This window comes from Pseudobacteriovorax antillogorgiicola, assembly GCF_900177345.1.
GTDB classification, from domain to species: Bacteria; Bdellovibrionota_B; Oligoflexia; order Oligoflexales; family Oligoflexaceae; genus Pseudobacteriovorax; species Pseudobacteriovorax antillogorgiicola.
This window is the reverse complement of record NZ_FWZT01000015.1, coordinates 33,905-50,203: the sequence shown is the minus strand read 5'-3', so window position 1 is coordinate 50,203 and position 16,299 is coordinate 33,905. Positions and strand designations below refer to the sequence as shown.

The window sequence follows — 16,299 nt, the reverse complement described above, 5'->3', positions numbered from 1 at the left end:
GAGCCAGATAACCATAAACAGCTGCTTGATACGGCGTTTTCTCGAAAACATTAGATCCTACATGTATTCGTATAGGTTAACTCTTCGGGGGTGATGGTCACTTGAATCTCAATACTGACCCCGTTCACAGAGTCCTCGCCAAAAGTCCAAGTTCCGAAAAGGTTAGAGTCTACGCCACTCACGGAGTCTGCCCCTTCATAGGACGCCACACGAGTCAGTTGCTGCCCTCTGAGAGTCAGCTCGTCCTCACTCTGAAGCTGGTATTCTATCACAGTTGATTTCTCTAAAGTGATCTGGCATTCAAAAAGATCTTCCGCCTGATCTGTGACCGTTTCCGAAGTCACTTCGAATTGATTCGCACTAGGAGTAAACGAGATATCACCACTTACAGTCACCACCCGTGTGGTAACTCCTATATCGGACCCATCGCCCCCTCCGCAGGCACTAGCTATAACCAAAAATATCGCTAACTTAGCATAATCTTTTAACATCGGTGGGCTCCTACCTCACAAAGTTCAGTAGAATATCTACCACCGATGCTCTCGTTTTTCCACAGCCTGATAGGCTATTTCTAGCCCTGAGCTAAGCTTTCAAAAAGCGAATCGTCAAGCTCTAGCCCTGAGCCAAACATTTCTGCAATATCCTCACCGATAGCGTCGCCTTCATTGCCCGCACCAACAGACTCTCCCATATCGATAATATCTGCACTGGTTTCAGCAACTTGCGGCTTCGTTCTCTTCTGCAGAATCCTTAGGTTGTGACTGGCCTTTTCAAACTGAGGGTCAAGACTTGTAGCCTGCTTAAATGCCTTGCAAGCATGGTCTGGCTTCTCCCACTTAAGATAGCCGAGACCCATATTAAATACCACCCGAGCCAAAGTCTCAGGCTTCTTCACAACTTGCGTGAGCGCGGTATGATAAAGCTTTAAACCTTGCTCAAAGCGTCCCTTACGCATACACATGATCGCTGTGTTATTGAACAAGGCAGCGATTTCCTCTTCCGTTGAGCTCTTGAAGAAGCCCAATGCAGCTTCCAAATCTCCCTGAAGGAGAGATACCTGACCTTTGCCACGAGCTGCCTGAACGCTATCTTCGTCGATTTTTAAGGCCTGATCAAAAAAACCGTTGGCTTCCTTCACGCGATCGAGGTTCAGAAGGCATTGCCCTAAATCAACAAGCCGTTCCACGTTATCTGGATTGAATAGCTGAACCTCCTGCAACATTGCGGCAGCATCATCAAAATTACCTTGCTTCATTTGAATCCTAGCTTTTAGGCTCAGAGCCCGGATGTGCTTGGGTCGCTCTGCAAGAATCTCATCAAGTAACTTGAGGGCAGCCTTGTGCTCGTTCGTAAAGATCAGATTCTCAGCAAGCTCCACTTTGAGCTTGACGTTGCTCGCATCTTTTTCCAGGCTTTGCATCAATTTCACACCGGCTTCTTCCCACTTACCCTTTTCTCGCAGCTCGGAAACCTGATGAAGCATCATGCGGCTATCTTCACTCATGTGTTCGTACACATAGATATCATGAATGTCTTTATGGATGTCATCCCCAGTGATTTCTCCGGCCCTCAGTCTTAAGACGTGATAGTCAGTAGCAAGAGCGACCACATCCCGTTCCAAAGACTTGCAGATAAGATACATTGGTCTAACATCAGCCTTATAGGGGCACCGTGCTTTTTCAAGGACCTGCACCACCGCATCGTGCCCAATCTCAAAGTCAATCACGAGAATCGCATTGGGAAACTCAGACAGTGATCGCGTGATGTCCTTGACCGTATCAGTTGTAACGATATGGCTCGTACCATGTTTCTTTAGTTCAGCTGTGATATTCATTCGCAGAGATTCTCGGGTCACTGCCACGATAGCCTCATGGAAGGTATCTATATCCTGATGATTGCTCTCCGCGTTTTCCATATTCCAGCCTTTTTTCCGTTCTCATTCCCCACTAGGTGCCTATATAAACCCAGTCGGCGATGGCGTTACGAAAGCTTAAGGAAATTTTTTCAAAAAAGGAATGCTTGTAACTGGCTAAGTGGCTAAACTTTCAATGGGTATGCATTCTCGGTGAAAAGTCTTCTAACCTACTAATGTTTCTTCGCCCACGACGTTGAGCAAATCGTCACCTTCAGCTTCAGAAAAGGCCAGCTCCCCAAGATCTTCCTGGAAGTCGTCGTAATTTAGCTCGTCTAAATCGTCACCCTTGAGTTCCGCTGGCTCATAATGGAGACTTTCGTCAACAACTTGAACCTGATACTCCGCTTGCCTCTCACCACCATCATCAGTTAGTACAAAGACACTACTCAAGCGCTGGACGTAGGCATCCGCCTTATCATAAAAGCCGAGCCCGGTTCGCGATGATCTCATAAACCACAGAAGGGCGTCCTTGATTCGATTGTGGCGCAAAAACCCCAAGGCGATATTAAACATCACTTTTGCTTTGGTGTGCGGATCTTCGATAAAGTTCAGAGCAGTTCGGTAGTGCTTGATTCCATCATCAAGCCTGCCGCTCCTGACCTTGTTTATGCCAATAGTATTCATCAAACTAGCAAAGCTTGTATTGGTCGTTGCATCTCCTGGGCTTTCACCAAGAAAATCCTGGGCGGATTGCACTAACCAAGTGCCTTCCTTCGCTCGCTCGTAATAGGGATCGTACTGCAAGGCAGAATCGAATGATTTGCGAGCATCATCAAGATTTTTCTCGCCTAGCTCAAGCTCACCAATCAGACAAAGCCTTTTGGTGTTATCAGGAGAAAGCGAGCCAGCCCGCCTTAAATACTTCAGGGATTCGCCATGGCGCCCTGTAACATGATAAAGCTTTCCAATTTCATTGAGAAGCGCTACATGATTCGGGTTAACTCCTAAAGCCCAGCGCAGCACCTCCTCCGCCTCTTTGTGAAACTGCTTGAGCCTTAAAATACGCCCATACATAGCAGCCATAGGAGCTGGATTTGGAGAGTTATCCAGAATAAATTCCATATGCTTCTTCAGGGATTTTTGCGGCTTGTCGGCCTCTAGCATCTGATTTAGCTTTCGCAAATTACCACTGTACCATCGAAATTCAGCCTGTAGTTGTTCAAAGGCTTCGTAGACCACCCCCGAGGTAAAGGGCTTCTCGATTAGGGCGACAGAAGGGAATTCTCGCAGTAAACGAAAATCATGCTGCTCCGTGAAACCGCTAGTGACAATCATTGGCGTGAAAACCGATTGATTATTGTTCTTAATACGATTGAATAAACCAATTGGTGTGAGTTTACCTTTGGTAAACCAGTCGATGATAATTAGATCTGCTGGCTCTTCATGGAGAGTTTTCCAAGCATCTTCGCAGTTGTCGTAGCGAGAGATATTCTCAATACCAAAATCACGACAGTATTCAGCTATCGTATTCTGAAAGTGAAGATCGGTCTCAATAATGGCAACTGATTGAAATTTTGCCGTCCGCTTCCTGTTGAAAACCCCAAACTTCATAAATTCTTTGCTCCCTTCGCTTCCTTACTCATCGGTCAAACCTTCGCCTTTCCTGAGCGATTGCGAGCGTAGCCCGCTCTCGAAGTCCCCGAATTCGCTCCAAAGGGTCCGGTAGGCTTATAAGTCCCTCAGTCTTGAAGCCTTAAATGTTCCCCAGCTAGATCGCTAAGTTACTAAAATAACTAAAGCTAAGCCGTATGTATTAAAGCCGGGCCAGCGATTGCCGATGGCGACAATATCGTTGGTTTCTAGCCCATCATGACTAGAAAGAGAGTATACTATGAGCACTGCCCCAGTGATGGACCTTAAAGGTCTCGACGAGCTAAAAGAACCTTTGGAAGCTTTCGTTGCCAAACACGGCCTGTCGAAACGTGAGCATGATGTCTTAGCCCTCTTGGTTCACCAAGTCGTGAGTGCTGAAAATATATCTGAACACCTTGGGATCAGCCGCAACACTGTGCGTATTCATTTGAAAAATATCAACACTAAGGTGGGAACAACATCAAAGTCCGAGCTGCTTGGTAAGTTTATCGAGTTCGTCATCCAGCAGAGAGAGATCGGTAGTGAAGAGGTGACTGAAACTGACCTATTGATTCTCATCGCTGACGATGACGATAGCTACGTAGACTTGGTGCGCAAGGCTTCTGAGTCCGCGATAGGTAGCGATATCAAGTTTCGCCATGTGAGCGACGGGCACCAAATGATCGAATATTTAGAAGGAACCAAGCGCAACGACCCTTCATGCAAAAGACCGCATATTATCCTTCTGGATTTAAACATGCCAAAGATGAATGGATTCCAAGCTTTGGAACGCCTCAAAACTGATCCCCAGCTCAACGAAATCCCTGTTGTGGTTTTCACATCATCCTCAACCCAGGCCGATGTTTCCAACATTTACGCACTAGGTGGCAACTCCTATGTGACAAAGCCTGGTGGTTACCAACAGCTCAAGCAGGTGATGCATGGGATCGTGAGCTATTGGGGACGCATCGGGGCGTTACCTTCACACAAGTCCTAGGCTTGAAGACTAAGCAAGCTGCTTCGTTTCTAAAATTTCAGTGAAGTTTTGGTGAAGCATCCCTTATCCTTAGGTTTCACCACAGTAGCGAAGGATTTCAAAGACTTCGCTACAAGTTCCCTGTTTTCATTTCAATTCCATCCTCTATGATACCCATGAATCTCATACACCTTGGAAGGACGCCTTTTGGAAGGAGCGTCATTGTCGAGGGAAGCACTTGCCACCGCTGCATAATGCTGATACTATACGTATTAATGGCTTGTTTATGCATATTATAAGCATATTATGCAGGTCACATTTTTTCATTCATGGAAATTGCATATGAAAAAGTTTGTAATCAAGGCCTCAGGGCCTGATGAATCTGAGTTCGCACCACAGATATGTAGGGAGATGGAAGAGAGCGCCAAAGCTCGGGGCACTGGTATTGCCCGACGATCCGTCGATTACATTCGTGAAAAGATGTCCAAGGGCGATGCCTTTGTTGCCTTAGACTCAGAGACATTGCAGATAGCAGGTTTCTGCTATATCGAGTCTTGGAGTCATGGCCGCTACATCGCCAACTCAGGCTTAATTATTTTCCCAGAATATAGGCGATTCGGCTTGGCTAGCCGCCTGAAACACTTCGCATTCACTGAGTCTCGTCGTCGCTTTCCTAGTGCCAAGCTCTTTGGCTTAACCACAAGCATAGCGGTGATGAGTATCAATTCTGATTTAGGTTATCGTCCGGTGACCTATGAAAACCTCACGGACGATGAGGAGTTCTGGGCTGGTTGTCGCAGCTGCGTGAATTACGCAACTTTACGGGCCAAAGATCGCAAGAATTGTTTTTGCACTGCGATGTTATTCGACCCTGAAAAAAAAGAAAAAAAGATGACCTTGGAAGACCACCCGACCATTGAAGTTCGTAGAGAAGAGGAGCCAAGCAAATGTTAAAAGTAGGCGTGATTGGAGCAGCCGGATATACAGGTGGAGAGATGCTTCACCTTCTTTGCCAACACCCACAGGTCCAAATAGTATTCGCCCAAAGCCAAAGTCAAACAGGTGCAATCAGCAAAGTTCACCGTAACCTCGCCCCGTACCTGAACAAAGACTTTGTAAAACAGGGCTCACTTACAGATATTGATTTAGTTTTTGTCTGTGCTGGCCACGGCCAAGGCAAGGCATTTATGAGCGAGCACCAGATACCCTCCACTCTCCAAGTGATCGACTTGAGTCACGACTTTCGCTTACAAGGGGGGCATAATTTCCAATATGGTTTGCCTGAAGCCTTTCGCGAATCCGTTTCCAAAGCCCAGCGAATTGCTAATCCGGGCTGTTTTGCAACAGCCATTCAGCTAGCCCTACTCCCATTGGCAGCTCACAAGTCCCTGAGTTCATCACCAACCATTACAGCCATAACAGGCTCCACCGGTGCAGGTCAAAAGCCTAGCCCCACGAGCCACTTTAGCTGGCGACAAAATAATGTAAGCGTCTACAAGTCATTCCAGCATCAGCACTTGACCGAGATCGAGCAGACACTCCAAATTGCTCAGGGAGACACTTGCCCGCCCATTCATTTTGTGCCGGTACGGGGGCCGTTTACCCGGGGGATTCTTGCGTCGGTCACCTTAACTTCCGATATCTCCCAATCCGAATTATCTGAAGTTTTTCATAGCTACTATGAGCCCCATCCGTTTGTCCATGTGGTTGATGATGAGCCAGACCTCAAGCAAGTGGTCAATACCAATTTCTGCTTCTTAAGCATTCGAAAGCATGGAGATCAAATTCATATCGTCTCTGTTATTGACAACTTGATAAAAGGTGCCTCTGGGCAAGCCATTCAAAATATGAATCTCATGAACGGCTTTAACGAAATGTCTGGCTTAACCTTGAAACCTTCAACTCACTAACAAAGGATTTCATATGCAGCTCGCCGACGTCTACCATAAATACCCTATAACCATTCGCAGAGCCAAAGATTGCTATCTTTGGACTGATAAAGATCGGCAAATTCTCGATTTTTATAGTGGTCATGGGGTTATCTCTATCGGCCATCAAAACCCTTTTTTCACGGAGAAACTTCAAGAGCAAATGAACGCTCTTAGTTATTACTCCAATGCAGTCCATCTCGATCAGCAGAGCGAAGCACTACGTGCCTTCCAAGAAGTGAGTTGCTTGGAGTCTGATTATCAAGTTTTCTTTTCCAATTCCGGAGCAGAGGCAAATGAAAACGCCTTAAAAGCGGCAGCCTTTACCAACAATCGAAGGAAAATCGTAGCATTCCGCAATGGCTTCCATGGTCGAACATCCCTGGCCGTTCAATGCACCGACAACCCCAAGCTGCTATCCAGCTTGAATCAGGATGTACCCGTAAGTTTTGTTGATTTAAATAACTTCGAACAAGCGGACGAAGCTATCAACGAACAGGTTGCTGCTGTAATCATCGAAGGTATCCAAGGAATTGGTGGCATCCACTGCCCCAACCCCGAGTTCTTGCAGTGGCTACAAAAAAAGTGCCACGATACAGGAGCAGTTCTTATTTTAGACGAGGTCCAATCCGGCTTTGGCCGCTCCGGTAAGTTCTTAGCGTTCCAACATGCTGGAATTGAGCCTGACATCTTCACGTGTGCAAAAGGAATGGGCAATGGTTTTCCTGTTGGGGCTACGTTTATCAAACCAGAAATTACTCTAAAAAAAGGCGACCTAGGCAGTACCTTCGGCGGCAACCCCGTAGCCTGTCGAGCGGCTCAATCGGTCGCCGAATACATCGGAGACCACGACCTGATGGCAAATAGTTGGGAGCTAGGAGAGTTCTTGAAAAAGGAGCTCCAGCAAATACCCCAGGTAAAAGAGGTTCGCGGCCATGGGCTTATGATCGGAATTGACTTCGATCGCAATGCAACAGCTAGCCTACGAAGCTACCTACTTGAAAATCACCATATTCTCTGTGGAAGTGCTAAGTCTCCGGAGACGATTCGCCTTTTGCCACCTCTTACAATCAATAAAACTCAGTGCGGACACTTTCTTGAAGCACTCGAGGATTCAATCAAACAAGCCGAGTGAGAATCGAGAGATGAAGCATTTTTTATCAGTTCAAAGCTGCCAGCCCAAGGATCTAGTTCAGCAAGCCCTTCAGCTAAAAGCCCAACCATGGGCCTATGAAAGTCTAGGCAAACGCAAGACTTTGGGCCTTCTATTTCTAAACCCGAGCCTTCGAACGCGACTTTCAACCCAAAAAGCTGCGGCGCAGTTAGGGTTGAATACCATGGTGATGAACCTCAGCCAAGACGGGTGGAACCTGGAACTGGGGAATGGAATGGTCATGGACCAAGGAGCGAGCGAACATGTGAAGGAAGCAGCACAAGTCATGGGTCAATACTGTGATATCGTCGGAATTCGATGCTTCCCGGGGCTTCAGGATGCTAGTGAAGACTATCGAGATGAGTTGATTGGGCAATTTATTGAATATAGCGGTCGCCCCGTTATCAGCCTTGAGTCATGCACGCGACACCCCTTGCAGTCCTTAGCCGACATGATGACAATCGAGGAGTGTCGAGGCACCAACCCTAAACCGAAAGTTGTTCTCTCTTGGGCACCCCATGCGAAACCACTCCCACAAGCCGTTGCCAACTCATTTGTCGAGTGGGCCACAGCTTTTGACTGCGATCTAACCATCACCCACCCAAAGGGCTATGAGCTGGCTGGCGAGTTTTCAAGCCTGGCCCCCGTTTGCTACAATCAGGATCAAGCCTTTGAAAACGCCGACTTTATCTATTGTAAAAATTGGTCTAGCTACACAAGCTATGGCAAGATCATCGGCAATCATCGTGATTGGATGATCACTCTTGATAAGATGAAGCGTACAAATCAAGCTAAGTTCATGCATTGCCTTCCAATCAGACGCAATCTCGTAGCCGCTGACGATGTTTTGGATAGCAATCAATCCGTAGTCATTCAGCAGGCTCACAACCGTATTTTTGCAGCCCAAGCTGTTTTAAAAAACATCCTAGAAACCCAACAAGGAGTAGGCTCATGAGCAAGCCGCTCACCATCGTTAAGGTTGGTGGTAAAGTTATTGAAGATCAGGCTAAGTTTGAGGCATTTCTGGACCAATTCGCAGCTATTGAAGGCCCTAAGATCTTGGTTCATGGGGGTGGAGTCATGGCTAGTCAGCTCGCAGAGCTTCTTGGAATCCCCGTGAATATGATCGATGGTCGGCGAGTTACTTGCCAGAAAACCATCGATGTTGTGACCATGGTTTATGCTGGAAAAATCAATAAAACTATTGCAGCACAACTTAATAGACGCCTCATCCCAGCCATTGGCTTGTGTGGAGCCGACAACTTTCTTGTAAAAGCGAAGCGCCGACCAAACGAGCCCATTGATTTTGGTTTCGTCGGCGATGTTACGGGAGTCAATCACGAATTTCTCAATCATCTGCTCCAAGGAGGGCTGACTCCAGTACTAGCTCCATTGAGCTGCGATGAAACCGGACAAATACTAAATACCAACGGCGATACCATTGCGTCAGCCGTTGCAAGTGCTATGTGCCAGTTAGGCTATAAGGTAACCCTGCTTTACATGACAAACCTTGCTGGGGTCATGGAAGATCCCCGTGACGCTGCAAGCCTTATCCCTAGAATTGACCAAGACCTAGCCAAGACCCTCCACCAAACTGGAGTTGTGAGTGACGGCATGCTGCCCAAGTTGGATAACTGCTTTGTCGCTAAACGCAGTGGCGCGGTGCGAGTCGCCATTGGTCATTGGCAGAAGTCTAGAGATCTGACAGATCCAACGATGGCTTGCGGAACTGAGATCGTGCTTTAGATCCCCATCCCTGGGGTGAGGTCTGTTTAAAAATTTATTTGTTGCTAAGTATAGGCTTTTCAAAGCTCAAGAATTAGTATAGACCTAAGCCATAGCCAAGGAACATCAACTGGCATCTATGTAATCAAGAGGCATTCGATGAATCAGTTCACGACACCCCAAAAACCAGGTAAAGCCAAGTTCAACACATCCACAAGACCTGCTTCTGTCCTGATTTCCGTCCTGGCTGTCCTCAGCATTATTTAGGGTTCGTCTTCGGCTGAACCCATCAAAACTTCAAGAAAAAAATCTCATTTCCTAGCGCAGAAAGCCAAAGACCTTACATAGTCATATTGGCCTATGTGATTCATTTCGTGGCTCTCTCCGGGGCTTATCGTGACCAAAGCGTCAGGATTTGCTAGTAACGATGAAGTCTTCGTTGCGTCTCGTTGCGCCAACGAAAGCCCGCCATGAAGCGGCAAATCCAGGGATGAGAATATAGAGGTCAATAATCATGACAGTGCAGAACTATTTAGAAACCTTAAGGCAAGAGATCGAAGAAGTGAGCGTTCAGCAAGCTGCAGACATACTAAGTAAGGGCTCCGCTGCATTGATCGATGTCAGAGAACTTGATGAGTATTCATCTGGCATCATCGCTAACGCCTTGCGTCTCGGCCGTGGCTTCTTAGAACTACGCATAGAGAAACAGGTTCCTGACAAGGGTCAGACTGTTTTAGTATATTGCGCTGGTGGGACGCGATCATTGATGGCTGCCAAATCTTTAAAAGACCTTGGCTATCAAAACGTCAAGTCTATCGCTGGTGGCTTCAACGGCTGGAAAACCTCTGGCTTTCCCTTCGAGCAGGTAAAAACTTTAAGCATCGCTGAAAAAGAACGCTACAGCCGCCACCTGCTGCTCCCGGAAATTGGCGAAGAAGGGCAGCTAAGGCTCAAGGAAAGTAAGGTTCTACTGGTGGGAGCTGGTGGCCTAGGAAGCCCAATTGCGCTCTATCTCGCCGCAGCTGGAGTCGGAACGATCGGCCTAGTCGACGACGACCGAGTGGATCGTAGCAATCTTCAGCGACAGATCATCCACCAAGATCGAAGTGTCGGGGAGGCTAAGACCACGTCAGCGAAATCCGCGATCCAAAACTTGAACCCAGAGACAAGTGTCAATGAATATCAGCTTCGTTTAAGTTCCAACAATGTGGAAGAAATTTTTTCCGGATATGACATCATTGTGGATGGCAGTGATAATTTTGCCACTCGCTACTTAATTAATGACGCCTGTATCAAACTCGGGCTTCCCCAGGTGCACGGCTCGATCTTCCGATTCGAGGGTCAAGTAAGCGTGTTCCGACCTCGCCAAGAAGGAGTCGAAAGCCCATGCTATCGCTGCCTTTTTCCCGAGCCTCCCCCTCCAGAGCAAGCCCCATCCTGTGCTGAAGCGGGAGTCATCGGAGCATTGCCTGGGGTGATTGGGTTGCTTCAAGCCCTGGAAGCATTGAAATTGATTCTTGAGATTGGCCAACCTTTAGTTGGAAGGCTTCTCCTATTTAACGGTTTGGACACTCAGTTCCGAGAATTGCGCCTCCATCGTGATCCGGATTGTCGGTACTGCGACCCACACAAGGAATTCCCTGGTTATATGGATTACCAGGAGTTTTGTCGAACTCAATAGTGCTCAACAGCACTCGACTTCGCTTCTCTCGCATGTGATGTGAGAGAAGCACAAGGACATTCAAATGAAAGCAGAAATCTTTAGCAAATTTGATAATTCACTCCCTTTTTTCACTTCACCGCTTACCAAGTTTCTCGCGACACTATTTCAGAATCCTACATTCCTGCTGGATCTTAAGCTGGCTCGCGTATTTGTTATAAATTCTTCCATAAAAAATTTGAAATGGTCACCTATTCTCTATATACCTGAAAGTAGTAACCCTACGCTCTTGACTCTTGCGTGATGAGTCTTCGATACAAGAGTCAAAACTAAAGCCGTCTTGTCAAAAGACATAAAAAATGGAAATCGACTTCTAATTTTGAGAGGAGTCTTGCAGGTTCGTGCTCTGCAAAGAAACTTTATATAGAAGAGGCTTGCTATGGCGTCGCTTACTGGAGCCCAAGCACTGGTTAAAGTGCTGGAAGAAAAAAATGTTGAGTTTATCTTTGGACACCCTGGTGGAGCAGCCATCAATATTTTTGATGCACTCGTGGATTCAAAAATCCAATTCATACTCGCCCGGCATGAGCAAGGCGCCATTCACATGGCCGATGGTTATGCGCGAGCATCAGGGAAAACAGGAGTCGTACTTGTTACGAGCGGCCCCGGTGCTCTCAACACAGTTACAGGCTTGGTAACAGCCAAAATGGATTCCGTGCCACTGCTAGTGATCACCGGACAAACTCTAAAAGAGAACTTGGGAAAAGATGCCTTTCAAGAAGCGGACGTCTTCGGCGTAACCATGCCTCTGGTGAAGCACAGCTACTTGATACTTGACGGTGCCGACCTTGTGCGATCTGTCCACGAAGCTCTCTATATTGCTAACACTGGTCGCCCTGGACCCGTCGTCATTGATATTCCTAAAGACATCTCTGGGCAAATTGTGCCATACGAATTCAATCCTGCACCGCAACTGCCTGGCTACAAACTAGACTATAGTGGTCAGCTCAAGCATCAACAGCGACAGCTCAGATTGATGGCAGAGCTCCTAGAAGCATCTCATCGACCACTCATTCTAGTGGGGCACGGTGCACAGATTAGTGGTGCTTGGCAAGAGGTTCGCCACTTGGCAGCAACCATGAAAGCTCCAGTGACCAACACTCTTCTTGGCAAGGGAGTCTTTCCTGAAAGCCATCCTCAGTCTCTTGGCATGCTTGGTATGCATGGCACAGCCTATGCGAATTACGCGCTGACCCGATGTGACCTTATCCTTTCCATTGGAAGCCGATTTGATGACCGAATCAACGGAGACAGTAAAAAGTTTTGCCCCCAGGCCAAAATCCTTCATATCGATGTTGATGCTTCAGAGATTGGTAAATTGGTGAGTACGGACGCTCACATATGCGGCGATGCCAAGACCACCTTGCAAGATCTCATACCTCACATAGAATCACCCCAAGATACCCAGCCTTGGCTGGCTGAGCTTGCCACTTATCGCGAGCGGCATCCTTTGGATTCAGGCGAGGGAAAGCCTTTCACAGCTGCTTTTGCCATCGATCGCGTTTATAAGACGATGGACGAAAATGCCATTATCACGACTGATGTCGGCCAGCATCAGATGTGGGCTGCTCAATTTTGCCTATCGAACCACCCTCACTGTTGGCTATCATCCGGTGGAGCTGGCACCATGGGCTTCGGCTTTCCAGCAGCACTTGGAGCGCAGTTTGCTCATCCCAATCGAGAGGTTTTAGCTATCGTGGGTGACGGAGGTTTTCAAATGACCCAATCTGAGCTCGCGACTGCTGCCATTCACAAGCTCCCAGTTCGTATTCTGATCATTGATAACCAATGCCTAGGAATGGTGCGCCAGTGGCAAGAGCTGTTCTTCGATGAAAGGTACAGCGGCATAGACTTGGAGGGAAACCCAGACTTTGTTGCTCTAGGGGCAGCTTATGGCATTCGTGGATTCTACGTTGACTCTCCGGAATCTCTATATCGATCGCTGGAAGAGATAAAAGGCGATCGTACCGGACCAATCATCATTCATGCTCGTGTAGAAAAAGAATCCAATGTATTTCCAATGATTCCTGCCGGGCAACCAGCTGATAAAATTATTCTTCAGAAACCGAGAGCTCCCATGGAGCGGCCGACAGGGAGTACCTAATGGAAAAGCAGAGTTTTTTTGAGCGTAAGCAATATAACATCATCACCAAATCGGTACTTGCGGATCTACAGCAGTTCACGATGAACCTCTTGGTTGCCAATAAGCCCGGTGTTTTAGGTCGTATTGCTCTTGTTTTCTCACGACGTGGCTACAACATTGAATCTCTCACGGTGACTCATACCTTAGATCGGCAGTATTCCAGAATCACGATCACAACCGAAGGTCATGAGGAATTACTTGATGATATTATGAAGCAAACCAGGAAGATTATCGATGTGATCCATGTCCACCTGCAGACCCCTGAGTCACCGCTTCTTGGGTCAGAGAACGCCCTCACGTTTTATCAAGTTTTCTGCTCCTCTCAGAGCAAGCCCGTAGTCTTACGAATCATTGAAGATTCAAACTTACATATTATTGACTTTGACGACGAGTCCCTGATCATCCAGGGTTCGGCACAAAAAAGTCACGACATTACATTTTTAGAGATGATTCAACACTATGGGAAGCTAGAGAAAATCACTCTAGAGCCCATCGATACCCAAAAAGCAGGAGGAGAACGAGGATGAGTCTAGCTTTATTCTACGATGACGATGCCAACCTAGATTTAGTAAAGAGTAAGAAAGTGGCTGTGATCGGCTACGGCAGTCAAGGTCACGCCCATGCTCTTAACCTGAAGGACAGTGGTGTTGATGTGATGGTTGGAGTTCGCTCTCCTGAAAGCCCATCACGAGAGAAGGCGGAGCAAGCTGGGCTTAAAGTTGCTGCGGTGGATGAAGCCGCAAGCTGGGCCGACATTGTTATGATGCTGGTACCGGATGAGTCCATGGCTGATCTCTATCATGCTGCGGTTGAACCACACCTCAGCAGTGGCAACAGTCTGGCTTTCGCCCATGGATTCAATATCCACTTCAAAAAGATCGTTCCACCGGAGTCAGTCGACGTCTTTATGGTTGCCCCTAAAGGCCCTGGACATACGGTCCGGCGAGAGTTTGTTCGAGGTTCTGGAGTTCCCGGTTTGATTGCAATTGCTCAAGATGCCTCAGGTCAAGCTAAGGAATTGGCTCTATCCTATGGCAAGGCTATAGGCTCTAGCCGAGCAGGCATCATCGAAACCAGCTTTAAAGATGAGACTGAAACCGACTTATTCGGTGAACAAGCTGTGCTCTGTGGTGGCCTCACGTCATTGATTAAAGCTGGCTACGAAACCCTTGTGGAAGCTGGTTACAAGCCCGAGATGGCCTACTTCGAATGTCTGCATGAGATCAAGCTCATTACCGACCTTCTGTTCGAGGGCGGCATTGCTAACATGCGCTACTCGATCTCTAATACTGCCGAGTATGGAGATTACACCAGCGGTCCGCGAATCATCGACGATTCAGTTAAGGATCGAATGAAAGATGTCCTTCAAGAAATTCAGTCTGGTGTATTCGCTGATAAGTGGCTCGCGGAATATCGTGGGGGAAGCAAGAACTTCCTTCAAACCCGTCGCAACGAAGCCGAGCACCCCATTGAGAAAATTGGTCAAGAGCTACGTGACAAGATCACATTCCCCTCAGAGGGAAAGCTTGTTGACAGAAGCCGCAATTAACGCTGACTAAGTTTAAAGGAGAGAGTCATGGAACAGATTGTCATCTTCGATACAACCCTCAGGGATGGAGAGCAGTCTCTCAAAGCGAGTCTGAATACGGAGGCAAAGCTCCATATTGCCCGTGCCCTGGAACGCCTCGGCGTTGACTATATCGAAGCTGGCTTTCCAGTCTCTTCTCCAGGGGATTTTCAGGCCGTGTCTGCCATAGCTAGCGCTGTAAAAGGTGCTGGGGTGTGTGCCTTAGCAAGGGCCTTGGACAAGGATATCGACGTCGCTGGCGAGGCGATTCAGCGTGCTGAGCGAGGTCGGATTCATACATTTATAGCGACCTCTCCGATCCATGTTGAAAAGAAGCTTCGCAAAGACTTCCAGTCTGTTGTCGATATGGCTTGCGCGAGTATCAAGCGAGCTGCACGCTACACTGATGATATCGAGTTCTCGTGTGAAGATGCTGGTCGCACCCCCAGGGAGCATCTCTTTACCATTATTGAAGCAGCCATCAATGCGGGAGCGACAACCATCAATATTCCCGATACGGTTGGCTACACTATACCATCGGAATTCGGAGGCATCATTGCGGATATTCGCAATCAGGTGCCTAACATCGATCGAGCGGTGCTTTCTGTCCATTGCCACGATGATTTAGGAATGTCGGTGGCTAATTCCATCGCTGCGGTGGAACAAGGCGCTCGTCAGATCGAAGGAACCATTAACGGTCTTGGAGAGCGAGCGGGAAATTGTGCGCTGGAAGAAATTGTTGCGATTTTGAAGACCAGGCAAGATCAACTTCCCTTCAGAACAAATGTGAAGACCGAAGAAATCTACTACGCTTCTAAAATCATTCGCCAGCGCTGCAATGTGATGGTTCAGCCCAACAAGGCCATCGTCGGGGACAACGCCTTTTCTCATTCTTCAGGAATCCACCAAGACGGTGTATTAAAATCCAAGAATACCTATGAGATTCTTGCACCAGAGTCCATTGGGATCCCAAGTTCCCACCTTCACCTCACATCACGCAGCGGTCGTCATGTGATTCGTCATCGCCTATCTGAACTTGGGTATCAAGATGGACAAGATTATCACCTAGACGATATCTACGAACGCTTCTTGGTGCTCGCTGATAAAAAGGGCAGCATTTACGATTACGATCTGGAAGCATTGATATTTTTACCCGATCATCGAGGAGTTGGCTACGAATTGGAGCAGCTCAATGTGATCTCTGGTTCCGGAAGCAAACCATCAGCAACAGTTTGTCTTCAGTTGAACGGTAAAGAATATATTTCTGCTGCAACGGGCAATGGCCCTGTGGAGGCAGTATTTCATGCTATTGATAGCATTTCAGGAATTAAGATGAAGCTTGAAGACTATCATATTCACTCTCAGGGTGCAGGTCGAGACGCTTTAGGTCAGGTCAATATTGTGACTAGTTTTGATGGTCGACGCTTCCATGGCCTGTCTTACTCCACAGATATTGTCGAGGGTTCAGCCCAGGCCTATCTCGATGCCCTCAATACTTGCATGAAAGCACAGCATGTAAGTCATGTATCGCGAAAGGCGGCCACCGGGGACACGGCACGATCTGCTGAGCCGAGTGCCTAAGACCGAGTTTTTCACCTGA

General features: G+C 47.6%; 14 protein-coding genes. 11 read left to right on the top strand and 3 right to left on the bottom strand.

Annotated features, from left to right (window positions below):
• Nucleotides 1–50 precede the first annotated feature (50 nt).
• From B9N89_RS18695 to B9N89_RS18685, 3 genes are all read right to left on the bottom strand, one after another.
• Nucleotides 51–491, bottom strand: a complete 441-nt coding sequence (locus tag B9N89_RS18695) for a hypothetical protein (protein ID WP_132319686.1) — start codon at nt 489–491, stop codon at nt 51–53.
• A gap of 80 nt (nt 492–571) precedes the next feature.
• Nucleotides 572–1,915, bottom strand: a complete 1,344-nt coding sequence (locus tag B9N89_RS18690) for a tetratricopeptide repeat protein (protein WP_132319684.1) — start codon at nt 1,913–1,915, stop codon at nt 572–574.
• 162 nt (nt 1,916–2,077) lie between these two features.
• Nucleotides 2,078–3,466, bottom strand: coding sequence for a response regulator (locus tag B9N89_RS18685; RefSeq protein ID WP_132319682.1), 1,389 nt, complete (start codon nt 3,464–3,466; stop codon nt 2,078–2,080).
• A 280-nt stretch (nt 3,467–3,746) separates the two neighbouring features.
• On the opposite strand from B9N89_RS18685, the gene B9N89_RS18680 reads away from it, so the two are divergent.
• From B9N89_RS18680 to leuA, 11 genes are all read left to right on the top strand, one after another.
• A complete protein-coding gene (locus B9N89_RS18680; protein ID WP_132319680.1) occupies nt 3,747–4,484 on the top strand; it encodes a response regulator in 738 nt (245 codons plus the stop codon).
• A 321-nt stretch (nt 4,485–4,805) separates the two neighbouring features.
• Nucleotides 4,806–5,417, top strand: coding sequence for a GNAT family N-acetyltransferase (locus B9N89_RS18675; RefSeq protein ID WP_132319678.1), 612 nt, complete (start codon nt 4,806–4,808; stop codon nt 5,415–5,417).
• Entirely contained in the window at nt 5,411–6,373 is a 963-nt protein-coding gene (gene argC / locus B9N89_RS18670; protein ID WP_132319676.1) for an N-acetyl-gamma-glutamyl-phosphate reductase, read from the top strand. Before B9N89_RS18675 ends, argC begins: the two co-directional genes overlap by 7 nt.
• 13 nt (nt 6,374–6,386) lie before the next feature.
• Complete coding sequence (locus B9N89_RS18665) at nt 6,387–7,526, top strand: aspartate aminotransferase family protein (RefSeq protein WP_132319674.1); 1,140 nt, start codon at nt 6,387–6,389, stop codon at nt 7,524–7,526.
• Between the two features lie 10 nt (nt 7,527–7,536).
• Entirely contained in the window at nt 7,537–8,499 is a 963-nt protein-coding gene (locus tag B9N89_RS18660) for an N-acetylornithine carbamoyltransferase (RefSeq protein ID WP_132319672.1), read from the top strand.
• Nucleotides 8,496–9,290: an acetylglutamate kinase gene (argB, locus tag B9N89_RS18655; RefSeq protein WP_132319670.1), complete on the top strand. Its 795-nt coding sequence runs from the start codon at nt 8,496–8,498 to the stop codon at nt 9,288–9,290. Before B9N89_RS18660 ends, argB begins: the two co-directional genes overlap by 4 nt.
• 493 nt (nt 9,291–9,783) lie before the next feature.
• Nucleotides 9,784–10,950, top strand: a complete 1,167-nt coding sequence (gene moeB / locus B9N89_RS18650) for a molybdopterin-synthase adenylyltransferase MoeB (protein WP_132319668.1) — start codon at nt 9,784–9,786, stop codon at nt 10,948–10,950.
• A gap of 418 nt (nt 10,951–11,368) precedes the next feature.
• A complete protein-coding gene (ilvB, locus tag B9N89_RS18645) occupies nt 11,369–13,093 on the top strand; it encodes a biosynthetic-type acetolactate synthase large subunit (RefSeq protein ID WP_132319666.1) in 1,725 nt (574 codons plus the stop codon).
• Complete coding sequence (gene ilvN, locus B9N89_RS18640) at nt 13,093–13,659, top strand: acetolactate synthase small subunit (RefSeq protein ID WP_132319664.1); 567 nt, start codon at nt 13,093–13,095, stop codon at nt 13,657–13,659. The genes ilvB and ilvN overlap by 1 nt, the downstream gene beginning before the upstream one ends.
• The gene (gene ilvC, locus B9N89_RS18635; RefSeq protein WP_132319662.1) at nt 13,656–14,681 is read left to right on the top strand and encodes a ketol-acid reductoisomerase; all 1,026 of its coding nucleotides are present in this window, start codon (nt 13,656–13,658) and stop codon (nt 14,679–14,681) included. The genes ilvN and ilvC overlap by 4 nt, the downstream gene beginning before the upstream one ends.
• 27 nt (nt 14,682–14,708) lie before the next feature.
• On the top strand, nt 14,709–16,280 hold the full coding sequence (gene leuA, locus B9N89_RS18630) for a 2-isopropylmalate synthase (RefSeq protein WP_132319660.1): 1,572 nt from the start codon (nt 14,709–14,711) through the stop codon (nt 16,278–16,280).
• Nucleotides 16,281–16,299 lie beyond the last annotated feature (19 nt).

Excerpts from the sequence above, each read along its gene's own strand:
- B9N89_RS18695 (WP_132319686.1), bottom strand. The coding sequence starts at position 491 with ATGTTAAAAGATTATGCTAAGTTAGCGATATTTTTGGTTATAGCTAGT.
- B9N89_RS18690 (WP_132319684.1), bottom strand. The coding sequence starts at position 1,915 with ATGGAAAACGCGGAGAGCAATCATCAGGATATAGATACCTTCCATGAG.
- B9N89_RS18685 (WP_132319682.1), bottom strand. The coding sequence starts at position 3,466 with ATGAAGTTTGGGGTTTTCAACAGGAAGCGGACGGCAAAATTTCAATCA.
- B9N89_RS18680 (WP_132319680.1), top strand. The coding sequence starts at position 3,747 with ATGAGCACTGCCCCAGTGATGGACCTTAAAGGTCTCGACGAGCTAAAA.
- B9N89_RS18675 (WP_132319678.1), top strand. The coding sequence starts at position 4,806 with ATGAAAAAGTTTGTAATCAAGGCCTCAGGGCCTGATGAATCTGAGTTC.
- argC (WP_132319676.1), top strand. The coding sequence starts at position 5,411 with ATGTTAAAAGTAGGCGTGATTGGAGCAGCCGGATATACAGGTGGAGAG.
- B9N89_RS18665 (WP_132319674.1), top strand. The coding sequence starts at position 6,387 with ATGCAGCTCGCCGACGTCTACCATAAATACCCTATAACCATTCGCAGA.
- B9N89_RS18660 (WP_132319672.1), top strand. The coding sequence starts at position 7,537 with ATGAAGCATTTTTTATCAGTTCAAAGCTGCCAGCCCAAGGATCTAGTT.
- argB (WP_132319670.1), top strand. The coding sequence starts at position 8,496 with ATGAGCAAGCCGCTCACCATCGTTAAGGTTGGTGGTAAAGTTATTGAA.
- moeB (WP_132319668.1), top strand. The coding sequence starts at position 9,784 with ATGACAGTGCAGAACTATTTAGAAACCTTAAGGCAAGAGATCGAAGAA.
- ilvB (WP_132319666.1), top strand. The coding sequence starts at position 11,369 with ATGGCGTCGCTTACTGGAGCCCAAGCACTGGTTAAAGTGCTGGAAGAA.
- ilvN (WP_132319664.1), top strand. The coding sequence starts at position 13,093 with ATGGAAAAGCAGAGTTTTTTTGAGCGTAAGCAATATAACATCATCACC.
- ilvC (WP_132319662.1), top strand. The coding sequence starts at position 13,656 with ATGAGTCTAGCTTTATTCTACGATGACGATGCCAACCTAGATTTAGTA.
- leuA (WP_132319660.1), top strand. The coding sequence starts at position 14,709 with ATGGAACAGATTGTCATCTTCGATACAACCCTCAGGGATGGAGAGCAG.